This is a genomic window from Algoriphagus marincola DSM 16067, from assembly GCF_000429405.1.
GTDB lineage: Bacteria > Bacteroidota > Bacteroidia > Cytophagales > Cyclobacteriaceae > Algoriphagus > Algoriphagus marincola.
The window spans coordinates 5,631-28,988 of the sequence record NZ_KE386898.1; the positions used below are offsets into that span (position 1 = coordinate 5,631).

Annotated in this window: 19 protein-coding genes; 6 read left to right on the top strand and 13 right to left on the bottom strand. The window is 42.8% G+C overall.

Features of this window, described 5'->3' with window-relative positions:
- From G457_RS21825 to G457_RS0117115, 3 genes are all read left to right on the top strand, one after another.
- The coding region (locus G457_RS21825; protein ID WP_035484233.1) for a gliding motility-associated C-terminal domain-containing protein at positions 1-1,186 on the top strand (1,186 nt) is incomplete at its 5' end.
- A gap of 137 nt (positions 1,187-1,323) precedes the next feature.
- Positions 1,324-2,316 (top strand): PorP/SprF family type IX secretion system membrane protein, encoded by a 993-nt coding sequence (locus G457_RS0117110; protein ID WP_026947544.1) that lies wholly within the window; start codon positions 1,324-1,326, stop codon positions 2,314-2,316.
- A gap of 84 nt (positions 2,317-2,400) precedes the next feature.
- Positions 2,401-2,619, top strand: a complete 219-nt coding sequence (locus G457_RS0117115; RefSeq protein ID WP_026947545.1) for a hypothetical protein — start codon at positions 2,401-2,403, stop codon at positions 2,617-2,619.
- A gap of 121 nt (positions 2,620-2,740) precedes the next feature.
- On the opposite strand, the gene G457_RS0117120 is transcribed toward G457_RS0117115, so the two are convergent.
- The 5 genes from G457_RS0117120 to G457_RS22370 form a co-directional block, all read right to left on the bottom strand.
- A complete protein-coding gene (locus tag G457_RS0117120) occupies positions 2,741-3,898 on the bottom strand; it encodes a DUF4221 family protein (protein WP_026947546.1) in 1,158 nt (385 codons plus the stop codon).
- 176 nt (positions 3,899-4,074) lie between these two features.
- A complete protein-coding gene (locus G457_RS0117125) occupies positions 4,075-5,124 on the bottom strand; it encodes an adenylate/guanylate cyclase domain-containing protein (protein ID WP_026947547.1) in 1,050 nt (349 codons plus the stop codon).
- Between the two features lie 4 nt (positions 5,125-5,128).
- A complete protein-coding gene (locus tag G457_RS0117130; RefSeq protein WP_026947548.1) occupies positions 5,129-5,515 on the bottom strand; it encodes a response regulator in 387 nt (128 codons plus the stop codon).
- A gap of 90 nt (positions 5,516-5,605) precedes the next feature.
- Positions 5,606-6,973, bottom strand: a complete 1,368-nt coding sequence (locus tag G457_RS0117135) for an ATP-binding protein (protein ID WP_026947549.1) — start codon at positions 6,971-6,973, stop codon at positions 5,606-5,608.
- A gap of 3 nt (positions 6,974-6,976) precedes the next feature.
- Positions 6,977-10,681, bottom strand: a complete 3,705-nt coding sequence (locus G457_RS22370) for a two-component regulator propeller domain-containing protein (RefSeq protein ID WP_051260891.1) — start codon at positions 10,679-10,681, stop codon at positions 6,977-6,979.
- A gap of 295 nt (positions 10,682-10,976) precedes the next feature.
- Between G457_RS22370 and G457_RS0117150 the strand changes: the two genes are divergently transcribed.
- Positions 10,977-14,252: a S41 family peptidase gene (locus tag G457_RS0117150; protein ID WP_026947550.1), complete on the top strand. Its 3,276-nt coding sequence runs from the start codon at positions 10,977-10,979 to the stop codon at positions 14,250-14,252.
- Positions 14,253-14,439: 187 nt separating this feature from the next.
- Here the strand turns inward: G457_RS0117150 and G457_RS22375 are convergent, their stop codons facing one another.
- From G457_RS22375 to G457_RS0117170, 4 genes are read right to left on the bottom strand one after another with little or no spacing between them, the layout of a single operon-like run.
- Complete coding sequence (locus G457_RS22375) at positions 14,440-15,354, bottom strand: amidohydrolase family protein (protein ID WP_162142718.1); 915 nt, start codon at positions 15,352-15,354, stop codon at positions 14,440-14,442.
- Positions 15,355-15,377: 23 nt separating this feature from the next.
- Positions 15,378-16,010 carry a DUF2306 domain-containing protein gene (locus tag G457_RS0117160; RefSeq protein ID WP_026947551.1) on the bottom strand — a complete coding sequence of 211 codons (633 nt, stop codon included), beginning with the start codon at positions 16,008-16,010 and terminating at the stop codon, positions 15,378-15,380.
- Between the two features lie 39 nt (positions 16,011-16,049).
- The gene (locus G457_RS0117165; protein WP_026947552.1) at positions 16,050-16,469 is read right to left on the bottom strand and encodes a nuclear transport factor 2 family protein; all 420 of its coding nucleotides are present in this window, start codon (positions 16,467-16,469) and stop codon (positions 16,050-16,052) included.
- Between the two features lie 18 nt (positions 16,470-16,487).
- Entirely contained in the window at positions 16,488-16,886 is a 399-nt protein-coding gene (locus tag G457_RS0117170) for a RidA family protein (protein ID WP_026947553.1), read from the bottom strand.
- A gap of 170 nt (positions 16,887-17,056) precedes the next feature.
- On the opposite strand from G457_RS0117170, the gene G457_RS0117180 reads away from it, so the two are divergent.
- A complete protein-coding gene (locus G457_RS0117180) occupies positions 17,057-19,000 on the top strand; it encodes a tetratricopeptide repeat-containing sensor histidine kinase (RefSeq protein WP_026947554.1) in 1,944 nt (647 codons plus the stop codon).
- Positions 18,997-19,731 carry a response regulator gene (locus G457_RS0117185; RefSeq protein ID WP_026947555.1) on the top strand — a complete coding sequence of 245 codons (735 nt, stop codon included), beginning with the start codon at positions 18,997-18,999 and terminating at the stop codon, positions 19,729-19,731. Before G457_RS0117180 ends, G457_RS0117185 begins: the two co-directional genes overlap by 4 nt.
- Positions 19,732-19,734: 3 nt before the next feature.
- Here G457_RS0117185 and G457_RS0117190 read toward each other — a convergent pair whose 3' ends face one another.
- From G457_RS0117190 to G457_RS21845, 4 genes are read right to left on the bottom strand one after another with little or no spacing between them, the layout of a single operon-like run.
- Positions 19,735-19,926, bottom strand: coding sequence for a hypothetical protein (locus G457_RS0117190; RefSeq protein ID WP_026947556.1), 192 nt, complete (start codon positions 19,924-19,926; stop codon positions 19,735-19,737).
- A gap of 2 nt (positions 19,927-19,928) precedes the next feature.
- A complete protein-coding gene (locus G457_RS23140) occupies positions 19,929-21,314 on the bottom strand; it encodes a sensor histidine kinase (protein ID WP_051260893.1) in 1,386 nt (461 codons plus the stop codon).
- 2 nt (positions 21,315-21,316) lie between these two features.
- Entirely contained in the window at positions 21,317-21,991 is a 675-nt protein-coding gene (locus G457_RS0117200) for a transmembrane-type terpene cyclase (RefSeq protein WP_134199346.1), read from the bottom strand.
- Between the two features lie 5 nt (positions 21,992-21,996).
- Positions 21,997-23,262 (bottom strand): oxygenase MpaB family protein, encoded by a 1,266-nt coding sequence (locus G457_RS21845; RefSeq protein WP_051260894.1) that lies wholly within the window; start codon positions 23,260-23,262, stop codon positions 21,997-21,999.
- Positions 23,263-23,358: the final 96 nt, after the last annotated feature.

A 23,358-nucleotide genomic window follows, 5' to 3' on the forward strand; every position in this document is an offset into this window, starting at 1 on the left:
CTTTAAAGACTCTGACGGAGATGGTGTGCCAGATCATGTAGAGGAGCAGGAAGGTACTGACCCGAATGATCCGGATGATTCAAAAGATTCCGATGGAGATGGAGTACCTGACTATGTAGAAGAGCAGGAAGGCACTGATCCGAACGAGCCTGGTGATGCTAAAGATTCTGATGGAGACGGAGTTCCTGACCACGTCGAAGGTCAGGAAGATACCGACCCAACAGATCCTGGCGATAAAAAAGATTCTGATGGAGATGGAGTCCCTGACCATGTGGAGGATCAGGAAGGTACTGATCGATTTGATTCTAAGAACTTTAAAGATTCGACTGGCGATGGAATACCAGATTATATCTTGTTCAGATCGATTGAATCTATTGAATCAGCTGAGGTAGTATTGCTATGGGGAGATGAGGACTATCTGTCCAAGTTGCCGATAAGCTTGAAGGTGAAACTTTATTCTGGAGCTGAATTGGATATGGAAATGGACTGGAATGCCAAAGATGTGGTGAACATTTATAAAAATGGAACCTACACGGTAAATGGTCAGCCAGTTCTGCCAAGAGGATTGTATAATTCCAAAAATAGAACAGCCATCCTTAGGGTAATAGTCCTTCCAAAACCGGCGCCATTGGATGTGACGCTGACTAATAGTGTCTTTGTTGGAGACGAGAGGAACTTCTTTATTGAAGTAGGAGCCTTCCAGGTAACTGATCCGGTGGATAATATCCATGAAGTGACCCTTTACGGCCCTGGTTATGATAATCAGTACTTCGAGATCAAGGACAACATCCTGTTCTGGAGCAGTGCGGATCCTGCCGAGGGCAAGACCACCTTTACGATAATCGTTCGGGTGACCGACCGGGACGGCAACACGCTGGACAAGTTCTTTGAGATCAGCAGAATCCGCCAGGATATCAATGAGATCGAGGTGTTCAATGCCTTCACTCCGGATGGAGACGGCATCAATGATACTTGGGGCATCCCTGAGATCCGGTTCTACCGGGGAGCGCGGGTACAGGTGTTTGAGCGCAGCGGAGAGCGGGTATTCTACACCGAGGATCCGGATGTGCGATGGGACGGAACCTACAAGGGCAAGGAGCTGCCGGTGGGCACGTACTTCTGGGTACTGGAACTGAAAGAGACCGGCGAGACAAGAAGGGGGATGCTGAATCTGATCAGAAAGTAAAAGAAGTAGCAAGTATCAAGACATAAGTATCAAGTAGCTAGACGCAAGAAACAAGATCCAAGACTGGGGAATCCCGGTCTTGGACTTGGCTAAAGCGCTGCTTCGTGTCTTAGTTTACAAATGAAAAATTAAAATCAATGAAAGGATATACAGTGGAAACATCAAAAAGCCAATCGACAGTGACTATTGTGCTTAGAGTGGTCACAGGTTTATTGTTTTTGTACATGATCTGGTTTATGGGCTATGAGAGCAAAGCCCAATCCCGGAAGTACATCAGTCAGTTCAGCCATGTGCAGAGCTACCTGAATCCCGGGATGACAGGTTATGAGGGCTCCACGCTTAGAGGTTTTGTGCGGAATCAGTGGGCAGGCTGGGAAGGAGCTCCGAAGACCTATTTTGTATCGGCAGAGCTGGACTTTTCCCAATTGGCCGGTTCGGGCGAGCTGGGCAAGAATGCGGTAGGGATCAACCTGCTGAGCGATGAGTACGGAGCGTTTCGGGAGACCGAGTTGATCATCAGCTACGGTACTCGGATCCAGCTGAGTAAGCAGGCGAGTCTGCGACTGGGAGCGGGTGTTAACATCAATCAGGTCCGTTTGGACGGCAACAGCCTGAACACCGAGCAGGCAAATGACCCGAAGGTGATGCAGTACCTGGGAGGATTTGCGAATATGAACGTGTTGGATTTCAATTTGGGGATGTCACTGACGCACCCGAACTACTATGTGAGCTATGGGGTACATAACGTAAACAGGGGAAGCATCAGCAACGGAGACGTGTTTATGGACCGCAAGCCGATGGTGAATATTGTACAGGCGGGCTACCGCAACCGGGTTACGGATAGTTTTACACTGATCATGAACGGAATGTACCGAAGTCAGGAGGACTTGCCGGATAATGTGGAGCTGAACCTGAAATTCTTGTTATATGATCGGGTATGGATCGGAGGGGGACACCGGTTTGACTATGCCAATCATGCCCAGTTGGGGATGGTGATGGGCCGGGTGAATGTGGGTTATGTGTATGAGTTTCCAAGACAGGAAAGCTACCTGCTTCCCAACCCGACCCATGAGCTGATGCTGACGTTTAGGTTATTTGAGGCTGAAAGCGGAACAATCAATTTATGGTGAAGTATAGTTTAGTAAACGATCTAAAGTGATAAAAGTAAAGGAGTCAAATGAACTCCCTTTGCTTCATGAACCTAAACAAAAGTCATGGATAATAAATATAGCATTACGATCCGAAAGGACATTGGCTTGATGGAGGTGAGGTTTTTCGGCAAAATAGAGCTCGATGATATGTTTGATTATCTGGATGATTTAAGAATTCTACAGGATTATGATCCTCATTATCCAGCTATCTATGATTTTATAGGATGTTTGGCTTTGAAACAAAGGAGCTCAAGCTCAAAATTGAACTTGAGAATAGCATGAGTGCTAGGGTTTGAGATTTTCTCATTCGGGTCAAAGTTAAGAAGCATTAATCTACTGTTATTCTTCGGCTTTGCCCAATATTTTCTAGTCTAACAAAGAAATGATTTATGCCAGGGATGGTTTAAAAGGTCAGTTCTCTGGATTGAAAAAAAATCTCATCTTCATTGCCCGCTTCTAAATTGTACTTCTGGATATCTTTATTCCAATAAAATTTATTGTCAAAAAAGAATGAATAATAATATGATGACCCTCTGTCTTGGATTTTACCAATCTGTTTAAAATCCTTATTAAATATCAAAAGCTGTCTATCACTTACAAAGTCGCGATTATTAAGCTGTTCAAGAGTGATCCCATTTCTTACTGTTCTTAGATATAGTTCATTCTCTTCATCAAAAACTAATCCTTCATAACTATCATTTATCCAATAATAAGTGTTTTGGATTCTGGACGGTTCTATTTCTGAGTTTATTCGATCTATCGGAATCACCTCCCCAACTAATTCACTGGATGCAGGATAGCGCTTGACTCCTGATTCAAAATCTGTCACGTATAAATCATCAGATAAGGGATAGCTGATGATGAATTTATCAATCTTCTCATTATAGATGATGCTTATCATTTTCAATTGTTGAGAAATATTTTTGTCAGAGTAGACTGCAGGGTAATCTATTTCAAACTCTTTAACTGATCCATCCGAAAGGTCAATTTTAGCGATTCGATTATATTTAGGATTAAAGTTTTCTGGTATTTCAATTGGTATAATTGGTGAAATTTGCATGTAAACACTTCCTTTTCGATAAGCTATAGAAGTATTTAATGCTATGGATCCAAAGCCAGAAGGGTAATCGCTTAAATCAATCTTCTTGTAAACTTCACCTGAAATATCGGTAAGAAAAATCTGTCTAAGCGGTCCACTATATAAAACAACTGTATCTTCATTGATAAATTTAATGGAAGAATTTAAACCCATTCCTGGGACTGCATTAGGTCCATTTATATCAATTTTAACTTTTCTCTCCAAAGTTTGTGATTGAATGTCAAAATAGTCGATTGAGTATCTATTTGGATTAAACCAAATTAGTTTCGGCTTCCCGTCTATTTCGGCATGCTGGCTATAGTAATTCCAAAGAGGAGTTTCTGCATCTAATGGCAGTGAATAGTTTTCAGCTAATGAGCTTGATTGGGCTTTTGAATCATCATACTGTATTGCTTTGTCTGCCTTTCCGTTTGTGCAGGAAGATGCAATTAGAATTAGAAATACGAATAGAAATTCTCGCATAGATTATTTGCCTATTGACCTTTAAATTGATAATGCATCCCAATGATCAAGATTGCCGAAAACAAAATTACTTTAAAGGTTTTCATAATATATTGAAGTTAGTTTCAATAAAATAAAATAAAATAACAAATAATTAGGTGTCTTTTTCTTTATCAGCCTAGATTTTTGGTTTAGTTTTAATTGATACCTGAAACAACCTCCAAAACAGTTACCGGGTGGGTTTTATTTTTCATTTTGATCTCTCCGATTTCACGGAAACTGAATTCGGTCATCACCGGGCTTGCATTTTTTTCTAACACCAATATTTCACCCGGCTTAGCAGCAGTTTGCAATCGGGCTGCCACATTCACAGCATCCCCAATGACGGTATAATCTAACCTCCGGAGGGATTTTGAGCCAATATTTCCAGAGACCATTTCTCCGGAGTTGATTCCGATGGAGACCTGGGGTTTGAAATTGTTTTCTTCCGAAAAAACAGGCATTTCATTGATTTTCGTCCGGATCGCCAAACTGGCTCGTAGTGCTCTGGCAAAATGATCCTCTCCCTGAAAAACGGCCATTACGGCATCTCCGATAAACTTATCCACGCTGCCAGCCTCTTCGATGATTTCTTTGACCATGAGGTCGAAGTAGTCGTTTAATAGACCTACCACGACATTTGGCTCTTCATTTTCGGAGATCTTGGTGAAAGCCACCAAGTCGATAAATGCCACAGATGCCTCGATCACTTCATTTTCCATCAAGCTAGATTCCAGCTCTTTGTTTCCCATGAAGTTCAGTACCGTTTCATCCACATACATCTTCAAAATATTATTTTCCCGCAGTGCTTTTAGAGTGGATTTGATCTGATTGCGGTACTGAATAGTCTTTTCCAGTGTGATTTCCAGATCTCTGAAGTCCACCGGCTTGGTGATAAAGTCAAAAGCGCCCAAATTCATGGCTGTGCGGATATTTTCCATGTCTCCGTAGGCAGAGATGATGACGGTCTTCAGTAAGGAGTGTTTTTCCTTCACCTTTGAGAGGAGCGTGAGTCCATCCATTTCGGGCATATTGATATCGCTGAGAATCAAATCTATATCGGGATTTTCTTCCAGCATCTCTAATGCAATCCGACCATTCAGGGCAAATGAAAACTCCATCTCCCCCTCACGGATGCGTTTTCGAAATTTCTGTTTGATCAGAATTTCGAGATCCGCTTCATCATCTACTACGAGTATTTTGACCATTTTTTTAAGAATTGTGCTTTTCAATCAGCTTGTTTACTTCTGCTTTTAGCGTGATAAAATCTATGGGTTTGGTGAAAAATTCTTTTGCTCCTGATTCCATCGCTTTTTCATAATTCTGCGTATCACCATAGGCAGAAATCATACTGACCTGAATTTCTGGAAATTGGTTTTTGATATTGTTCAACAATTCCAAACCGTTCATTCCTGGCATATTGATGTCTGAAAAAACATAAACTACTTTAGGTGGATGCTCAGAGTCTAGAATTTTGAGAGCTTCTTCACCTGAAAAAGCAAATGCAAGTTCCAGAAGACCACTTTTTACTTCTTTTCTGAATTTCTGTCGAAAAAGCATTTCCACGTCTCTTTCGTCGTCTACAATGAGTATTTTCATCTGTTTATAATTTTTTTTTTAGAGGTCAGATGGAATCTCGCTTGGGAATAGTCATATCAGTGTGTGATTGCTAAATCATGCTCGATTTCATCAGGATTCATTTTTTGGGATAAATATTTCAAATTCAGTAAACTCACCGGGCTTACTTTTTACTTCAAGTCTTCCATTGTGGCCTTTGGTAATGATGTCATAACTCATGGATAGGCCCAAGCCAGTCCCTTTTCCGGTAGGCTTAGTAGTAAAAAAAGGCTGGAAGATTTTATTTTGAATGGAAGTAGGAATTCCTTTTCCATTGTCTCGTACTGTGATTTTTACTCCAGAATTGGTTGCATGAGTTTTTACAATGACAGAGGGAAGAAAGTCATTTACTCCTTTCTGATTGAGTTCACGTTTCTTTTCATCTGCTGCATAAAACCCATTATTGATCAAGTTGAGAAGTACTCGACCCACATCTCCTGGGACTACGCTTATTTTTTCCAAGTTATCGTCAGTTTCTATTTTAAAATCCGCATTGAAGGATTTGTCTTTGGCTCGAAGTCCGTGGTAAGAAAGCCGCAAATACTCGTCAGCTAATTCATTGATATCGGTTGGCTCTTTCTGTCCCGTACTGCTTCGGCTATGGAGCAGCATTCCTTTGACGATGGAGTCTGCCCGCTTCCCGTGGAGCATGATTTTCTCCAGATTGGTTTTAAGATCGCTCAAGATTTCAATCGCCTCCTCCTGATTGCCGGAAGCCAATTCTTCTTTTGCTTCTTCGATCAATTCGGTGCTGACATCGGAGAAATTGTTGACGAAGTTGAGTGGGTTTTGGATTTCATGGGCAATACCTGCAGTGAGTTCCCCAAGCGAGGCCATTTTCTCAGAGTGAATCAACTGCTCCTGAGCTGCTTTGAGTTCGTCGAGTGCTTTGACCAGTTCATTCTTCTGCTTGGTGAGTTCGGTCGTCCGTTCGGCTACTTGTTTCTCTAGTTGGGTTTTGAGAGCCTCGGTGATTTTGTATTCCTTCTCTTTTTCAAGAGCTTTTTGCTTTTCTTTTTCGAGAGCTTTGCGCTGCTTGGTATTATTGATCCACATCACAATAGCCCATAAAATGGCAAAGCCTCCAGCACTTTCGAAGTAGATTTCCAGGGAGTTGTAAAGACTTGAGCTGATCATTTCGGTAATAGTCTCCAAAACCATGACCGCCATAATCGGTAACCAGGCGTAGATCATTCCCTTTCGGTGTTGAAGTTCCGGATTTCGGATGGTCACATATACGATGATTCCGCCCAAAACAAAATTGAGCATCCCGGCTAGTGGAGAAATATACCCTATCCCTAGTTTAGCGATAGTCAACAAAATACCCGCAACAGCCATCCCCCCTTTGATGATACGCTTCCATTCCTGAGACACCTCAATGGGTCCCATGGGACGTTGCAGATAGTACAACAAAATCAAAAGAATGAATCCGAGATTCATAGGCTAGGTGGTTTTTTTGGGTTTTACTGGAAGAAATATAGTAAAAGTCGTGCTAGAATTCTCACCCGTCTGACTTTCAACACTTATTTCACCCTGATAAGACTTAATGGTATCATAGCTCAAAGACAGCCCCAAACCTGTTCCGAGTCCAGTTGGCTTGGTAGTAAAAAAGGGTTGAAATATTTTACCAATGATGTCTTGAGGAATGCCTGTTCCGTTATCAGAAATTTTAATCTCGATACCTTTTTTGACTTTATGCGTACTGATTTTCACTTTCGGGATAAAGTCAGGATCCGTACTCTGTTTGGCTTTTTCTTGGGCAGCATAGAAGGAATTGTTACACATATTGATCAGAATTCGGGAGATTTCCTGCCTGATCACTTCTGGCTGGGGCAGCTTTTCAGAAAGCTCCTTATAGTATTCACCTTTGAAATCTTTTTCTTTTGCTCGGATTCCGTGGTAGCTGAGACGAATGGATTCATCTGCAACCATATTGATATCAACAGGCTCTTTGGTGCCCATGCTTGCCTTGGAGTGTTGGAGCATGGCTTTGACGATGGCGTCGGCTCGCATGCTATGTGTAGCGATGCGATCCATGTTTTCTTTGACATCTTTGGCGATAATTTTTGCCTCCTCAAAATCCCCAGATTCGATTTCCTCATACATCTCCTCCACCAGCTCATGACTTAATTCAGAGAAGTTTTTGACAAAATTCAAGGGATTCTGAATCTCATGAGCTATTCCAGCGGTGAGCTCCCCAAGTGAGGCCATTTTTTCGGCCTGAATCAGTTGTGATTGTGTTGACTTGAGGTTTTCGTGTGCAGACTCGAGGTCCTTGTAAGCTTTTTCGATTTCCCGAGCATGGGCAAGTTCTCGTTCTTTGGCTTTTTCTCTTTCTGCTTTCAGCACCCGGTTTCTTTGGTACAAATGAAGGGGATAAATCAAAGACAAGAATAAAATGGTATAAATCGTATAGGCCCACCAGCTGCGGTACCAAGGAGGAAGAACAGTGAAAGAAAAGCTGATCGGTTCAGTCCATTCTCCTGATTGATCTTCGATGGGGCCTTTGATTCTCGCTCTTACTTCAAATTTGTAGCTGCCTTCTTGAATGTTTCCAAAAGTAGCAGAGGTACGTCTGAGGACAGGTCCCCATTCAGATTCGTAGCCATTGAGGCGGTATTGATATTCGATTAAGTCAGGTTTGGACAATTCATCTGTCCCGTATTCGATATTGATTTGATTGTGGCGATAAGGCAAAACCAGCTTTTGGGGAATGGGGAAGAATCCATCCACACTTTCAAAACTCACCCCTTTGAATCTGCGGCTTAGATTACTTTCTTCACTGGGATTGAGTCTCCTTTTGATAGTGATGAGTTGGTCTGTGGCTAGAAGCTCGGGAGAAACCTTTTCTGCATTTTGTAGGGATTGCCAAGGAATTATTTCCTCATTTAGGCGGATTTGTTTCAGTAAAAGTTTGGGTTGACTTTGATTGCTCTCATTTTGGGAAAGGTCAAAGCGTACCAAGCCATTTTTAACGCTTCCGGTACCGGCCCAGAGAATTCCATCCCGATCAAGGAGTAGTGCATTTTCTCCATCAGTTAAATCCTTGACAGGATAGCCCGTTTCCGAATTAAAAATATTCTGGTTTTGAAGGGGGTTATCGGCCTTAGGGTCAAAATCAAAAATCGCCAAACCTTGGTTGGTTCCCAAGCTGATTGATGGCCCTGGTAGATCTGTGATTTGAAGAATGACATTATCAGGAAGTCCTTGCTCGGTATCGATTGAAAAGAAGTTGGGAAGATGGTCAGGACTTTCTCTTAAAGTTTTGATATCCTCAACAAACAAAACGCTTACGCCATGTCCGGTACCTATCCAAATATTGCCGAGCTCATCTTCAGTCAATCGCAAAACGGCATTGTCGATCAAGCCTTGATCCATTGAGAAATTGATGAATTTTTCCCCATCAAAGCGAGTAACGCCACCATCTACTGCCCCAAACCAAATCGCTCCTGTTTGGTCCTCAATGATATCTAGAACCTCATTTCCGATGATTCCCTGGTCAGTTGTATAATGAGTTAAGGTTTCGTCTTTCCACCGAACCACCCCATCATAGGTTCCCATCCAGATGGAGCCGTTTCGGTCTTGGGTAAGGCACAAAATCTCATCACTAGGAAGTCCAGATTGACTGTCAAAGATGGTCACCACATCTCCTCCAATAATCGACACACCATCTCCGCCTGTTCCAAGCCAAATCCGGTCTGTTTCATCTTCCAAAATCGCATGGATCACATCTCCAGATATTCCTTGGTCGGAAGAAAGGGTGGTAAATGACTGGCCATCATATATACTGACACCCCATCCAGCTGTGCCAAACCAGTGATTCCCTTCTCTGTCCTGAAGGCCAGAAAGTACGAGGTTTCCAGCCAGGCCTTGTTGATTGGTAAAGCTGGTAAAAGCCAATCCATCCAACCGGCTGACACCTCCTCCATCTGTGCAAAACCAAAGATTCCCTTGACTATCCTTTGCAAGATCGAGCACACTGTTGCCAGCTAGACCTTGTTCGGTTGTGTAGCTGATATAACGCTCACCATCAAACCGGCTTACACCTGTCTCGGTGGCAATCCAGATTTGTCCATTTTTATCCGAAATGATACTTCTGACAACGTTTCCAGCCAAACCATCGGCTTTGTTGAAGTTTTGAAAAGTTTTTCCGTCGTATTTACTGATCCCTCCTCCCAAAGTTCCTATCCAGAGAAATCCATCCGCATCAGAATAGATTGCCCTTATTCGATCGCTAGGTAAGCCGTCCTCAGTGGTAAAAGTCTTAAAAGTACTTCCATCAAATCGGCTTAATCCATCACCATTCGTTCCGAACCAAAGATTCCCTTCTGGGTCTTTGGCCATGCTGATGACCACATCTCCGGCCAGTCCATCGGACTGATCCAAAGTGCTGAAGCTCTCTCCATCATATCGAATTACACCGATTCCACTAGACCCAAACCAGATATTGCCTTCCCTGTCTTCCACCATCGAATAGATGACATCGTCGCCTATTTTGTCATAGCCGAAGTTTTCGAAAGTCTTTCCGTCGAATTTGCTGATTCCTCTGCCGACGGTTCCAAACCAAATATTGCCCTTGGAATCCTCCAGCATACTCCGGACTATATTACTGGCGAGGCCTTGATTTTCGGTGTAGGTATAAAAGTCCAATCCATCAAATCGAGTCGCTCCCCCTCCATTTGTTCCAAACCAAATATGCCCTCGTGAGTCCACTAAGGCACTATTCACCCCATCCAATGCGAGCCCATCGTCCGAAGTATATTTTTTGAACTGTGAAACTCCTCCTTCTCCTAAAAAAAACGGGTTAGAATCTTGGTCCAGAATCGGATTCCCTTGCTCATCTCTAAGCATGGGAAGCATAGACCTTTTTTCATTGTTGGGCTTGTTGAAATTTCGGATTCTTGACTTTGGAAGGCTGCTAAAAGAGACTTTTATCTCCCTTGGCTGATTCCCTTCTTCCAAATCGGAAAGTCTATGAATAGGTGCTTTTACAAGATCGTCGGTTTTGGTGACAGGTTTTTTTAACCCCGATTGGCAACCAAGCACCAGAATAAAGAGTCCGCCAAACACCAGGACTTTGCCGTACTGGGTTAATTCTAAAAGTGGAATTTTTTCCAATTTTTCACTAAAAAAATTTTTGAATCTCATGGATTGATTTTAATACCTGCCTGACTCTGGCGTTTAGTAAAAAGAGAAAATTTATCATTTGTGAATTCTTCAAAAAATCGCATACAAATTGCTGATTATGAGATTTAAAAACATTTAATAATTGGGAAAATACAAAAACATTGACAGAAAAAATAGCGACTTGTACCTTTTCTTCCCCTAACTGAAGATATATTTCCCGAAATTCATTTCTTCAGGTATTTCATGTAAATCAATAAATGAAAATGGAATTTTTAAGCTACCTTTTTTCCTGAAATCAATTCAAAATGAGTCAGCTATGAATTTTAAAATTTCAGTTCTCGCATTATTGCTCTTTTCGCTTTTTATAAGGCCTGCGTCTGCTTTGCAGGAATCCACTCCAGGCTATTTCATGCATCCCGATGTACATGAAAACACGGTTGTTTTTGTAGCCGAGGGAGATATTTGGAAGGCCTCACTTTCCGGGGGGATGGCTACCCGCCTGACCACTCACCCGGGAGACGAGTCAGATCCCAAAATCTCTCCCGATGGCCAATGGATCGCTTATGCGGCTAGCTACGAGGGTCCGACTGAGGTCTATGTCATGCCGATTTCCGGAGGTCTTCCCAAAAGATTGACTTACGAACCTGCCGCTTCTATTCCCACGGCTTGGAAATCCGCGACTGAAGTGGCCTATACCACCAATCAGTACTCCACTTTGCCTCGATTGCGCACCGTGGTGGTTGATATGAATTCGAGGGAAAAAGAAATGCTTCCTCTGGAAATGGCAGCTGAGGGGAGCTTTGACCGGGAATCGGATACGTACTTTTTTGTGCGGCCTACTTATCACAACAATGTAACCAAGCGATACAAGGGAGGGACAGCTCGCCAAGTCTGGAAATACAGCGATGGAGCTCCTGAAGCCGTCAAACTCACACAGAATTACGATGGGGAAGATCATCATCCGATATATCATGATGGAAGAGTTTACTTCATTTCTTCCCGGGATGGCATACAGAATATCTGGTCCATGAATGCCGATGGATCTGATATTCTGCAGCACACGAAGGAAGAATCCTATGATGTGAGAGAGTATTCCCTTTCCGGAAATACGCTCGTTTATCGGGCTGGAGCGGATTTATTCCGAATGGATTTGGGCCAAAACCAAGCCCAAAAAATCGCGATCAATCTGGTTTCAGATTTTGATCAGCTACGGGAAAAATGGGTGGACAACCCAGCTTCCTACATCACTAATATTTCGGTTTCTAATGACGGGGAACAGGTTGCTCTGACTGCTCGGGGCCGGGTTTTTGTCTATCCAGCTAAAGAAGGGCGAATGCTTCGACTAAGCCGAAAAGACGGCGTACGCTATCGGGATGCGGTTTTCACTACAGATTCCAAGGATATTTTGACTTTTTCGGATGAAAGTGGAGAATTTGAAATCCATCAATACTCCGGTTTGGGTTTAGACCAAGGAAAGCAGTTGACGGATAATGGTACCACGTTGCGATTCAACCTTACTCCTTCTCCCGACGGAAAATGGTTGGCTTGGACCGATCTGAATAATGACCTTTGGATTCGTAATCTTTCCACGGGAAAAGCCGTCAAAGCCAATCTCACAGATGAGGACTTGCATGGTAGCCTGGCTTGGTCTCCCGATAGTCAATGGCTAGCCTATGGGCAGGCTGCTTCCAATACTTTTACTCAGCTATTTCTATTTAATCCCTCTTCTGGGAAGCGGGTGACGCTAACCTCTGATCGTACCAACAGCCTCAATCCCCAATGGAGTGCAGATGGGAAGTGGATTTATTTCCTCTCTGACAGGAACTTCGAAACCAAGGTGGGAAGCCCTTGGGGACAGCGTCAGCCGGAACCTTTCTGGGAAAAGCAGATGAAGATTTACCACATTCCTTTGCAGAAGGGCTTGATTTCTCCTTTCACTCCCAAAAACGAACTGAAAGCGGAAGAGAAAAAATCTGAAGGTCCAGTGACGGTAACCATTGATGAAGAGGGACTGATGGAGCGAGTGCAGGAGGTTCCTGTGCCAGCTGGAAATTATAAAAATCTGATCGTGACGGATAAGGCTTTGTATTACCATCGAGTAGGTCCGGGTCCAAGTATTTATTATGGCGGCGGGGCATCCAATGATGATGAGCCTGCCTTGATGATGACTCCGATTTCGGAAAAAGCTGAGCAGAAAGTTTTCGCAGATAAAATTAACAGCTATGCGATCTCAGCTAACAACAAATACGCTTTGCTAAGACAAGGGTCCAATCATTTCTTGGTGGAATTAGGGACTTCACCCGTTTCTGATTTATCAAAAAATAGATTGGATCTAAGTGGCTGGAAATTCAGCATAGATCCTCGGGAAGACTGGAAGCAGATCTACACCGATGCTTGGCGCATGGAGCGGGATTATTTCTACGATGCCGGGATGCATGGGGTAGATTGGGATAAAATGCATGAAAAATACATGCCTTTGGTGGATCGGGTCACTACACGAAATGAGCTTTCGGATGTGATAGGGGAGTTGATTGGCGAACTCTCTGTTCTGCACACCTCCGTACGAGGAGGAGATATCCGAGATGGGGATGATAATATTCAGTTTGGAATGCTGGGAGGACTTTTCTCCAAAACCAATAATGGCTATCAAATCGACTATATTTTCCAAAGCGATCCTGACTATCCTGATGAGAAATCACCTTTGAGCCATCCTGCTTATGGAATTCAGGAAGGTGATGTGATCACGCATATTGACGGGACTTCCGTATTGGAAGTGGAGGATATGCAGGTATTGCTTCGCGACAAAGCTGGCAAGCAAGTTCGGATAGCAGTAGCTGGAAAAGGAGATCACATCATTTATCCCATGAGTTCTCGGGAGGAGAGTAATCTCCGCTACAACGATTGGGAATATACCCGGAGACTGGAAACTGAAGCCAAATCCAATGGAGATATCGGTTATGTCCACTTGAGAGCCATGACTTCCGGAGATATCGGACAGTGGTATAGGGATTTTTATCCGCAGTTTAAGAAGAAAGGCTTGGTCATCGATGTGCGCCATAATAGAGGAGGAAATATTGATTCTTTTATTTTGGAAAAACTCATTCGTGAGGCTTTCTTCTACTGGAAGAGCCGAACAGGAGAGCCTTACTGGAATATGAATTATGCATTCCGAGGGCATTTGGTCCTGTTGGTGGATGAGTTTACAGCTTCCGATGGAGAGGCTTTTGCCGAAGGCTTCAGAAGATTAGGTTTGGGCAAAGCAATCGGAGCTAGGACCTGGGGAGGTGAAGTTTGGCTTTCCGGAGTGAATACCCTTTCGGATAATGGCATTGCACGGGCTCCAATGAATGGGGTTTATGGAGTCGTTGGTGGAGACACCAACGACGGCGAGGATGTGGAATGGCTGATCGAAGGAGTTGGGTTTATTCCTGATATCGAGGTGATTAATCTACCAAAGGCCACTTTCGAAGGAAAAGATGCTCAGCTGGATGCTGCGATTGAGCATTTGAAAGAGTTGATCCAAAAAGATCCGCGTTCGGTACCAGCGCCACCTGCATATCCGGATTTGAGTTTTAAAAATGGGAAGGATTAAAAACCTGCTAATTTATTGAATTTATGCGAGGCAGCGAGATCATTGGTTTCGCTGCCTCCATTTTTTGATGGATTTTCCCGAGAAGTAAATCAGTGCCAAAAATCCCGTCAAAATGAAAACTCTACTCTGTTTGATTCAAAATTAAAGAATTACTTCATCCATTAATTGGATTAGAATTTGAAAAGCCTCAATCCTCCAATTTCAAAAATCTCGCCGCATTCCCATAAAATATCCCTTCTTTATCCTCCTCTGTCAGGAAATCCAAACTGTTCAAAAAATCGATAGACTTCTCGATTGCGTAAGGCCAGATCATCTGATCAGAACCAAACATCACTCGATCCAAGTAGCCTGCATGCTTGATGTTTTTAAGAAAATCCGTCACGTATCTTTGGGTATTTGGCTCCACCCAGAGTAATACTGCGATATCTGTATAGAGTTGTGGATAGTAGGCCATCAACCGAATGGCATGTTCCGGCCAATCCTCTCCTCCGGCATGCATCAGATAGACTCGAAGTTTGGGATACTTGACCAATACATCTTCGATCAGGTAAGGATCTCCTAAGGCCAGTCTTGCTTTTGGAGACCAAGAGTAAGTGCCTCCCGGATCTCCACCTCCGGTATGCACAGCCACCGGAATGTCATATTTTTCACAAATCTCGAGATAAGGTTGCCAAATGGGATCGCTGAGCGTGGTACCACCGTAGTAGGGACCCAATTCTCCAAAGATTTCGATTTCACCTGCATTGATCATTTGCTCAAACCGCTCAATATCGATGTCGTAATCATCTGGGGAAATAGACAAAATCCCCTTGATTACACGGTTATCTTTATCTTTTTCCTTCCAGATACGGACACTTTCAGGATTACCACTGACAGCAGCCTTAACGATATTAAATCGTTCAAAAGCTGCAAAAGTCTCTAAGCGATGTTGCTCAGCATTTGCTGAACCCTTTACCCCATAATGATCTGTAGCAGAAGGTTCCCTCACACCAAAATCACTCTCGGTGTAGGAGTGAATGTGCATATCGATGATTTTTCTTTGTGAAAAAGCTTCCTGAAAGGATATTCCTACTAAGAAAATTAATATAAATGTTTTTTTCATGGATGTGTGATTCATGGATTGATTCATTTTTTATTCCACTGCAAAACGATCTCTGTGATAAAAAGCGGAACCACCCATGAAAGCCAAATGGCGGTAGGACCTGTTTCTATAAATGGCCCCAAATCATCATAAAAAGGCTGTCTCGTCAACCATCGAAAAAGGACGAAGGCAAAGGTGACCACGTAGCTTCGGATCATCCATTCTTTGTGGAGGTTGATTCGGCGCAGAAGGATAAATCGAAAGGCCATCCCTGTGGTGCCAAACCATGCAAAGGCCAAACCGATCAGAGATAAGCTCCAAGTCCAATGGAAATCAAGGGCGATGGTGAGTGAAAGTGTAATCGAGCTAATGACCGCGATCAAAATTCCACAGATATAGGCCATTCCCATTATGCGGTGGACTTTGAGATATCGAATTCTAAAAGCTTTCCAAAATTGAAAGGGGCCTAAAGTGAGAGCGATGAGCCCCCCTGAAATATGGCCGATCAATGGCCATTTCATCTCCCAATAGTCTCCAAAAAAGGATTCCTCAAAGCCAAAGTAGGGTAAGGCGTCATGCAGAATGAATTTGCCCGCGAATAGTATCAGGAAGCCCCAAACAAAAAGTAGAAGCCAGGCTTTGGGTTTGCTTGGGACAAGTGTGAGTTTAGTTTCCATTGGGATTTCTCAGTTAGTAGTTTGAGGAGAAAGCCGATCTTAAGCTATTGAAGCCTCGTGTAGTTTCTTGGTATCCACGTATTGTTGAAATCCAGTGATTTTTCCATTTTTCACAGTCCAAAAATGTGCAACCTGCGCGTTGTATGCTTTTCCGCTTTTATACTTGGCATCATATCGCAAAGTGGCTAGTACCTTTCCATGAAGCATTTCATGGATTTCGATGTCCTTTAGATTGAAGTATTCATGGTCTTGCAAAATGGGACCAAAAACTCCATTCAGAACTGCATCTGGACCCACATAGGGATTTCCTTTTGCGTATTCATTTCCTTCGGCTTCGTTCCAAATGATTTGAGAATCCATAGTCCCGAGAACTCCCGGTACATCTCCTTTGCTGAAAGCATGGTAGAGACTATCGACAACTGCTTTATTCTCTGCGGATTGATTAATTAAATTTTCCATGGTTTTATAAGATTACTATTAGTGTGATTTATGGGCTTCCAGTTCGATTTCAATCAAAAATTCGGGCATGACCAAGCCTTTGACTTCAATCCACGAACCGGTAGGAAACTGCTTTTGGTAGATTGAGCCTCTATATGCTGCGTGCTCTAGAAAGGCAGGCATATCCGTGGTAAATACATTTTCTACCAGTACATCATCGAAGCTGCAGCCATAATGTGCCAAGACTTTTTCCAGGTCAGCATAGCAGTTTTTCATTTGCTGAAGAAAGTCTCCAACAGCCAATGGATTACCTTCATTATCCATGCTTACTGCTCCTGAAATCTTGATGCTATCTCCGATTTTCACTGCGTGGGTGTAGCCATAGGCTTTTTCGAGTTCGGGTCTAAGAGAGAAAAATTCTGGGGTTTGACTGCTCATCTCATTTTTTTTAGGTTAAAAGATGGAATAATCTCCACTTTCATTTGATCCTTCCCAAAAGGCTTAGGATGAAGGCCTATAAAATGTTTCCCCAATGAGTTTTTTCCTTCCCCGGAAAATTCACAATTAAGCAATTGATATTCAATTGCATTTTATTGTATATTAATCGCATGAAGCGATTTTTTATCCTTGTTTTTGTATTGTTTCAGATTCAACTAGAAGCTCAGGTAGTTTCAATAGACGGTAAAGTCGAATATTCAAAGATCTTTGAGGAGACAGATGATTTTGGTGCGGATTACCTTGAAAAAATAGAGCAATCACTTCCTTCAGTGAAAGAGACCGAATTGAGGCTGCAAATGCTCTGGGATCTGGGCTATTATTACCATACCAGAAATCTACGCAAATCCCTTTCCGTCATCAATCAAGGGCTAGAAGAGGCTCGAATAGCAGAAAGTAAGCTATGGGAGGGTAGAATGCAGGTGGCCCAAGGGGCTGTTTTGCTGAGAATGGAACAACTCGATCAGGCAGAAGAGGTACTTCAAAGTGCTTTGGAAAAACTTCCCGAATCCGAAACTTGGCTTTTGCTCACCAATCTGGGCTATGTCCATGAGCGAAGGGGAGACTTGGGAAAGGCTTTTGAATTGGCAACCCAAACTCTTCAACTCGGGGAGAAATACGGTGACAGGAAAGCTATGGCCATGGCCTATTCGGATATCAGTAACTTATTTTGGAAGCAAGGCAAACCCGAGCAAGGCTTGGAATATGGACTGAAGTCTCTCGCCCTATTTGAGGAGCGGGAAATCCAGGATTTGGATTTTGATTTTACCCTGCATGTGACTGGAAATAACCTGATTGCACTCGGGCGAAATGAGGAAGCACTTCCTTACTTCCAGCGATCAACGCAGATGGGCAAGCAGTACGGATTTTACAACAATCTCAGCGACACATATATCGCCTTGACAGATTTGTATCTGGCTTTGGAGGATTTTGAAAATGCCGAAACTTCCGGCAAGGAAGCGCTGAAGTACGCGGAACTCCTTCAAAATGAGTTTATGGTCGTGCGCTCCCTGCTGTCTTTGGGCAAAGTGAAAAAAGAGCAGGGATTCTATCAGGATGCGATTACCTACCTTGGCCGAAGTATCCGCACGGCTACCGAGGACTTTGGAGATCGGTATTTTTTGAGTTTGATCTATCGCGAATTGGCGGAAGCCTACGAGGGAGCAGGTGAAATTGCCAATTCCTATCAGGCATTTAAGCGCTATCATGAGCTCGATCAATCTGTCTTCAATGCAGAGGCGGATCAGCGGATTGCTCAATTGCAAACTGAAATGGATGTAACCCAAAAGGAAGGAATTATTTCCCTTCAAGAGGAGGCGCTGAAGCGACAGAATATCATTCAGATTTTTACACTTCTATTCACCGCATTGATGGTGTTTTTTCTATTCTTCCTTTATCGGGTTTTTGTGAAGCGAAAAAAGTACAGCCAACTTTTGGAAAAGCAGAATCGAGAAAAAGAATTTTTGCTGAAAGAGATCCATCATCGGGTCAAAAACAATTTGGAGACTATTTCCAGCCTCTTGGCTTTACAGACAGCTCAAATCGAAAATGAGGAGCTTCAGGATATCATGATCGAAAGCCAAAACCGGGTTCAAAGCATGGGGATGATCCATCAAAATCTCTATCAAGGAGAAAATTTGGCCGCGATCGAGATGAAAAATTATTTTAAAAATTTAGGCGCTTTTATCATTGATTCTTTCGATGCTTCGGCACGAATAAGCTTGGAAGTAGAGATGGAACCCCTGGAGTTGGATGTGGATCGTGCTATTCCGATTGGTTTGATTGTCAATGAGCTGATTACCAATTCGCTGAAGTATGCGTTTCCCGATGGAAGAGAAGGTGAGATTCTGATTAATTTGAAAAAAGATCAAGATCATCTGTATCTGAAAGTAGCAGACGATGGCGCTGGAATGAAAAAAAATAATCCCACTTTGGGAACGGGCTTTGGTACTCAGCTCGTGGCACTTTTGACTAAGCAGCTCGACGGAAAGATGACACTGAGTACCCAAAATGGAACAGAATTATATTTTGAGTTTAAGACCAATAAAGCAGCATGAGTGAGAAGACCAGAATTTTGATTGTGGAGGATGATATGATTATCGCTGCGAATATTTCCCTGCAGCTCTCTAAGCTTGGCTATGAAGTCACGGGAATTGAGTCCCGGGGAGAGGATGCCGTCAATCACGCCATGGAAAATCATCCTGATATTATTTTGATGGATATCCAGCTGAAAGGGGGAATGACTGGGATAGATGCGGCAAAGAAAATCCAAGAGAAGACTGCAATTCCTTTGATTTACCTGACTGCCAACGCTGACGAAGCTTCTTTTCAAAAGGCCAAAGAAACCAAACCCTATGCCTTTATTTCCAAGCCTTTTAACAAGCTAAATCTGGAGCGGACCATTGAATTGGTAGCGGAAAAAATCAAAGAGGAAAAAATTGAAACGGAAAATTCAGATTCGTTGATTGAGAGCCTGGATGACCGGATTTTTATTCGAAACAATGGGAAACTGATCAAGCTGATGCTGGACGAAATTTTATACATTGAAGCTGATCGAAACTACTGTAATATTTTTACCAACAGTCAGAATTATCTCATTGTCAGTCCATTGAATGCATTTTGCCAAAAGATTGAAAGTAGGGATTTTCTGCGGGTGCATCGTTCCTATGTGGTCAATCTTAAGAAGCTTGATGCAGTTGCGGATTCCCATCTTGAAATCAAGCGGAAGGTTATCCCGATCAGCAAGATGTATAAGGAGGATTTGATGCGGAGTATTCGAAAGGTTTGAGTTTTATCCTATCTTCCCATCTCTATTGATATCTTTTCCACTTTCCTCCTCCAGTACTTTCAGCGTTTTGATCAGTAGTTCTTGCGTCTTCCGCAATTCACTTTCCAGATAGGCCACCCGTGCTTCCAAAGAGGAAGCTCTAGAGTCCTGACTGGAGATTTGGCTTTGTTGGATTAGGTTCCAGAATAGTCCCATGGTCAATTCGTAAGTTTGATTGTGAAAATTGTGCCTTTTCCCTCTTCGGATTCTACTTCGAGAATTCCCCCATGAGCCTTGATAATATCATAGCTCAAGCTCAAACCGAGTCCAGTTCCTGATCCTGAGGGCTTGGTCGTGAAAAAGGGCTGGAATATTTTGTCTTTGATGGACTCGGAGATTCCCGGGCCATTGTCAGAAACTGAGATTTCTATTCCATTTTTTGTTTTAAGCGTACTTAGTGTCAATTGTGGTTTGTATCCCTCCAAGTTACCTTTTGCTTTTTCACTCACCGCATAGAAGGCGTTATTAGCCAAATTGAGTAAAACCCGACCTATTTCAGAAGGCAGAATTTTGACTTTTGGAAGATTCGGAGCGAGATTCAATTTGAGATCTGCATTGAAAGACTTGTCCTTGGCTCGAAGCCCATGATAAGAGAGTTTGACATATTCATCAGCCAAAACATTGATATCTGTAAGTACTTTTTCACCGGTACTTATTCTGCTATGCTCCAGCATATTTTTCACAATGGAGCCTGCGCGATGACCATGTTTGTTGATTTTTTGGAGGTTTTGCTTAAGGTCAGCGATGATTTCAAAAATGAGTTCATAATCACGTTCTGCTGCGGGTTTTTCCTGTTCTTCTTCGATTTCTTCAATTAGCTCATTACTGATTTCGGAAAAGTTGTTGACAAAGTTCAAGGGGTTTTGGATTTCATGGGCAATTCCAGCTGTGAGTTCTCCGAGCGAGGCCATTTTTTCAGCTTGGATTAACTGTGATTGAGTATTGATTAGCGCCTCATTTTTATTCTGAATATTTGCCAAGGCTTTCGATTTGCCAGTTTCATAAACTAATAAAATGATAAAGATCGTAAGATTAGTCCCTAGGATGGAGGAGAAATAAAAGAGATTGCTTTTTGCAGGGTCGAAGGTAGGGACCGGCGTTCCGAATTGACTCTCAAACCAGAATAATCCCAAACTGAGGAATGCTGATAGTATCATCCAAAATGTCGCAGCGCGTTTTCCCTGTATCAACATTGCCACCGCGGGCAGTAAGAAGAATGCCGCTGCAGCAGGAGATGATAAACCTCCCTGAAGCCATGCCTGTATTGGAAAGCTGATGGCAAATTGTGATAAAACTAATGTGGTAGCGATGGATTTTTTTAACCCATATCGATAAGCTAAAAGAATAAGCAGGTTAATCACCCCATTGACTAGAAGCAGGTAGCCATTAAGCTCCGCTTTGATCTCAATAGCCAAATTGATTCCCAGAAAATTAGAAACTGCCGAGATAAGTAAAACTGCGACAAATATTCGTTCTGATCGTAATTCATCTCCGCTCTGCAGCTTTTGGGGAGGGATGAAAAACTCTGTGATTTTTTTAAACATAATTATGCTTTACTAAGTGCTCCAAATAGCTTACCGTGTCTTTTCCAAAGAATGTAGATGAAGGTATTGTCCAAAATAAAACAAGAAATTCCCAGGAACTGAACGAAGTGATTTTCAGGGTAGAAGAAGAACATGGAAACAGAAATTAATCCTGTGCCCAACATTCGAGCCCAGGCCAAAACCATTGAGAATTGTCCGGTATCTTTGGTTTGCATCAGCAAAAACACACATTGTAATGAGAGAATTACATTGATGATATATCCCGAGTTTGCCCCGATGAGTGTGTCAAAGCCTTCATTTCTAAAGAGGTAGGAGAATATGATCCAGAAGCCAAAATTGATCACACAGAATAATGCGAAATGCTTTTTGGTCTCCGGATTCATCGGCTGTTTGGTACCATATCGAAGGACCGAGTAGAAAATAAAGCAGTCTAATAAAAATGCAGCCTGATAGCTCAGGGCGAATAAAAGACCGGTATTGGGATGATATATCCAGCTCCATACGAATTCCCAGCCGATATTCGCACCAGCAACGTAGGCTGGCATTTCCACAAATTTCTTTTTGCGGATTTCCATCACTAAAATCACGTATGCGACGACCCAAAAAAGGCAACCGACACCATTGAAAATAAGCCCGGCAAGTGAATAATCTTCAAAATTGATTAAAGGCTGATTCATAGCATTTAAGATTTTGTGCCCCAATCTTGTGTGAGGGATTTGGGAATGTAGAAATTGATGATTGAGCGGGTGGTCATTCGTTTAAGCATCAGCATAAGGCCAAGCTTTGTAAATCCCTGAAGGAAAAATGAAAAGATCAGGCTTTTATCCAGAAACTCCCCTACCGCTGTGATTCTTTTGAGTTTCCTTTCCATTCTATCAATCTGTGATTGATCAATGGGCTCCACGCCAAGCAAATCCGAAATATCTTTGCCCATCATTAATCGCATCATAGCAATATTGGATTGACTCCCCAGAATGGGTTTTGATTTCGTGTCTTGGAATTCCCGAAGGGCTTTGACCAATTCCTTGGCATGATCACTTGGGGCAATTTCTTTGTCCAGAATGCTGTGACCGAGCTTCAATGCATCCTTGGCGTTTTTGGGAATCATATCCTCATCTAGACCAGCGATGTGGCCGATCACCCTCCAGCAATGAATGTAAGCTTCCATTTCTACTGGCTCAAATTCTACCCCAATCGTCTCGAGCCCTTCCAAAATCAAAGCTGAAAATGACATCAAAGTCCCCGCTAAATCCTCCTGATTGATAGGCTCACCGTAGGTGTCGGCATCCCAGTTATGTTGCTTCAGAAAGTATCGAATGGTGGCATGGATGAGACGGACTTTTTGTGTAGCTCTCAGTCCCTTACCTTTCTTATCCAGTCCATCCGGAGACATGGCAAAAACAACGAATAGGGCCGTTTCTGCAATTCTTCTTGAGTAGGCGTCCAAGGAACCCTTCTTTTCATTGAGTCGGGCAGTCTTGTGAAGGACTTCCGCACCACGGGCACAGGCATAGCATTCAGGCAGTGATTTGTAGCAAAGTAAAAGCCCTATCCAAATCCCATGTCTAAGGTAGATTTGTTGGCCTAAGGCAATCAGATCAGGGTCGGCCCATTCAGGGAGTTTGGCACTTTCTTCAAAATAATCATGAAGCTCTTTGGGTGCTGTGGGAGGCAGTTGTTCGCTGTCTTTGACGATTGATTGAAAAAGATGATTGATCTCAGCCGATTCTTGTTTTGCCATGATAATAGCTACTGTCTGATCAGCTAATGGGTCCATGTGAGCACGCTTGGAATCCAACTTTTGAGGGGACCAATCCGAAAGTTCTTGAGGATCCATTTCTTTGAATTTCTGAAGAGCTCTTCTTTTAATTCTTTTGTTTTTGATGACAAAAGCGATCGATAGGACTACAAAAATGAGTAATAAGACCAAAAGTAATTTTGAGAGCATATGGGTGATAGTTAGTGTATATGGTCGAGTTTAGATAGGCGGATTTTGTAATGCTGGATTTTAGTATTCAACTTAATTTTTAGAGTTTTAATGCAA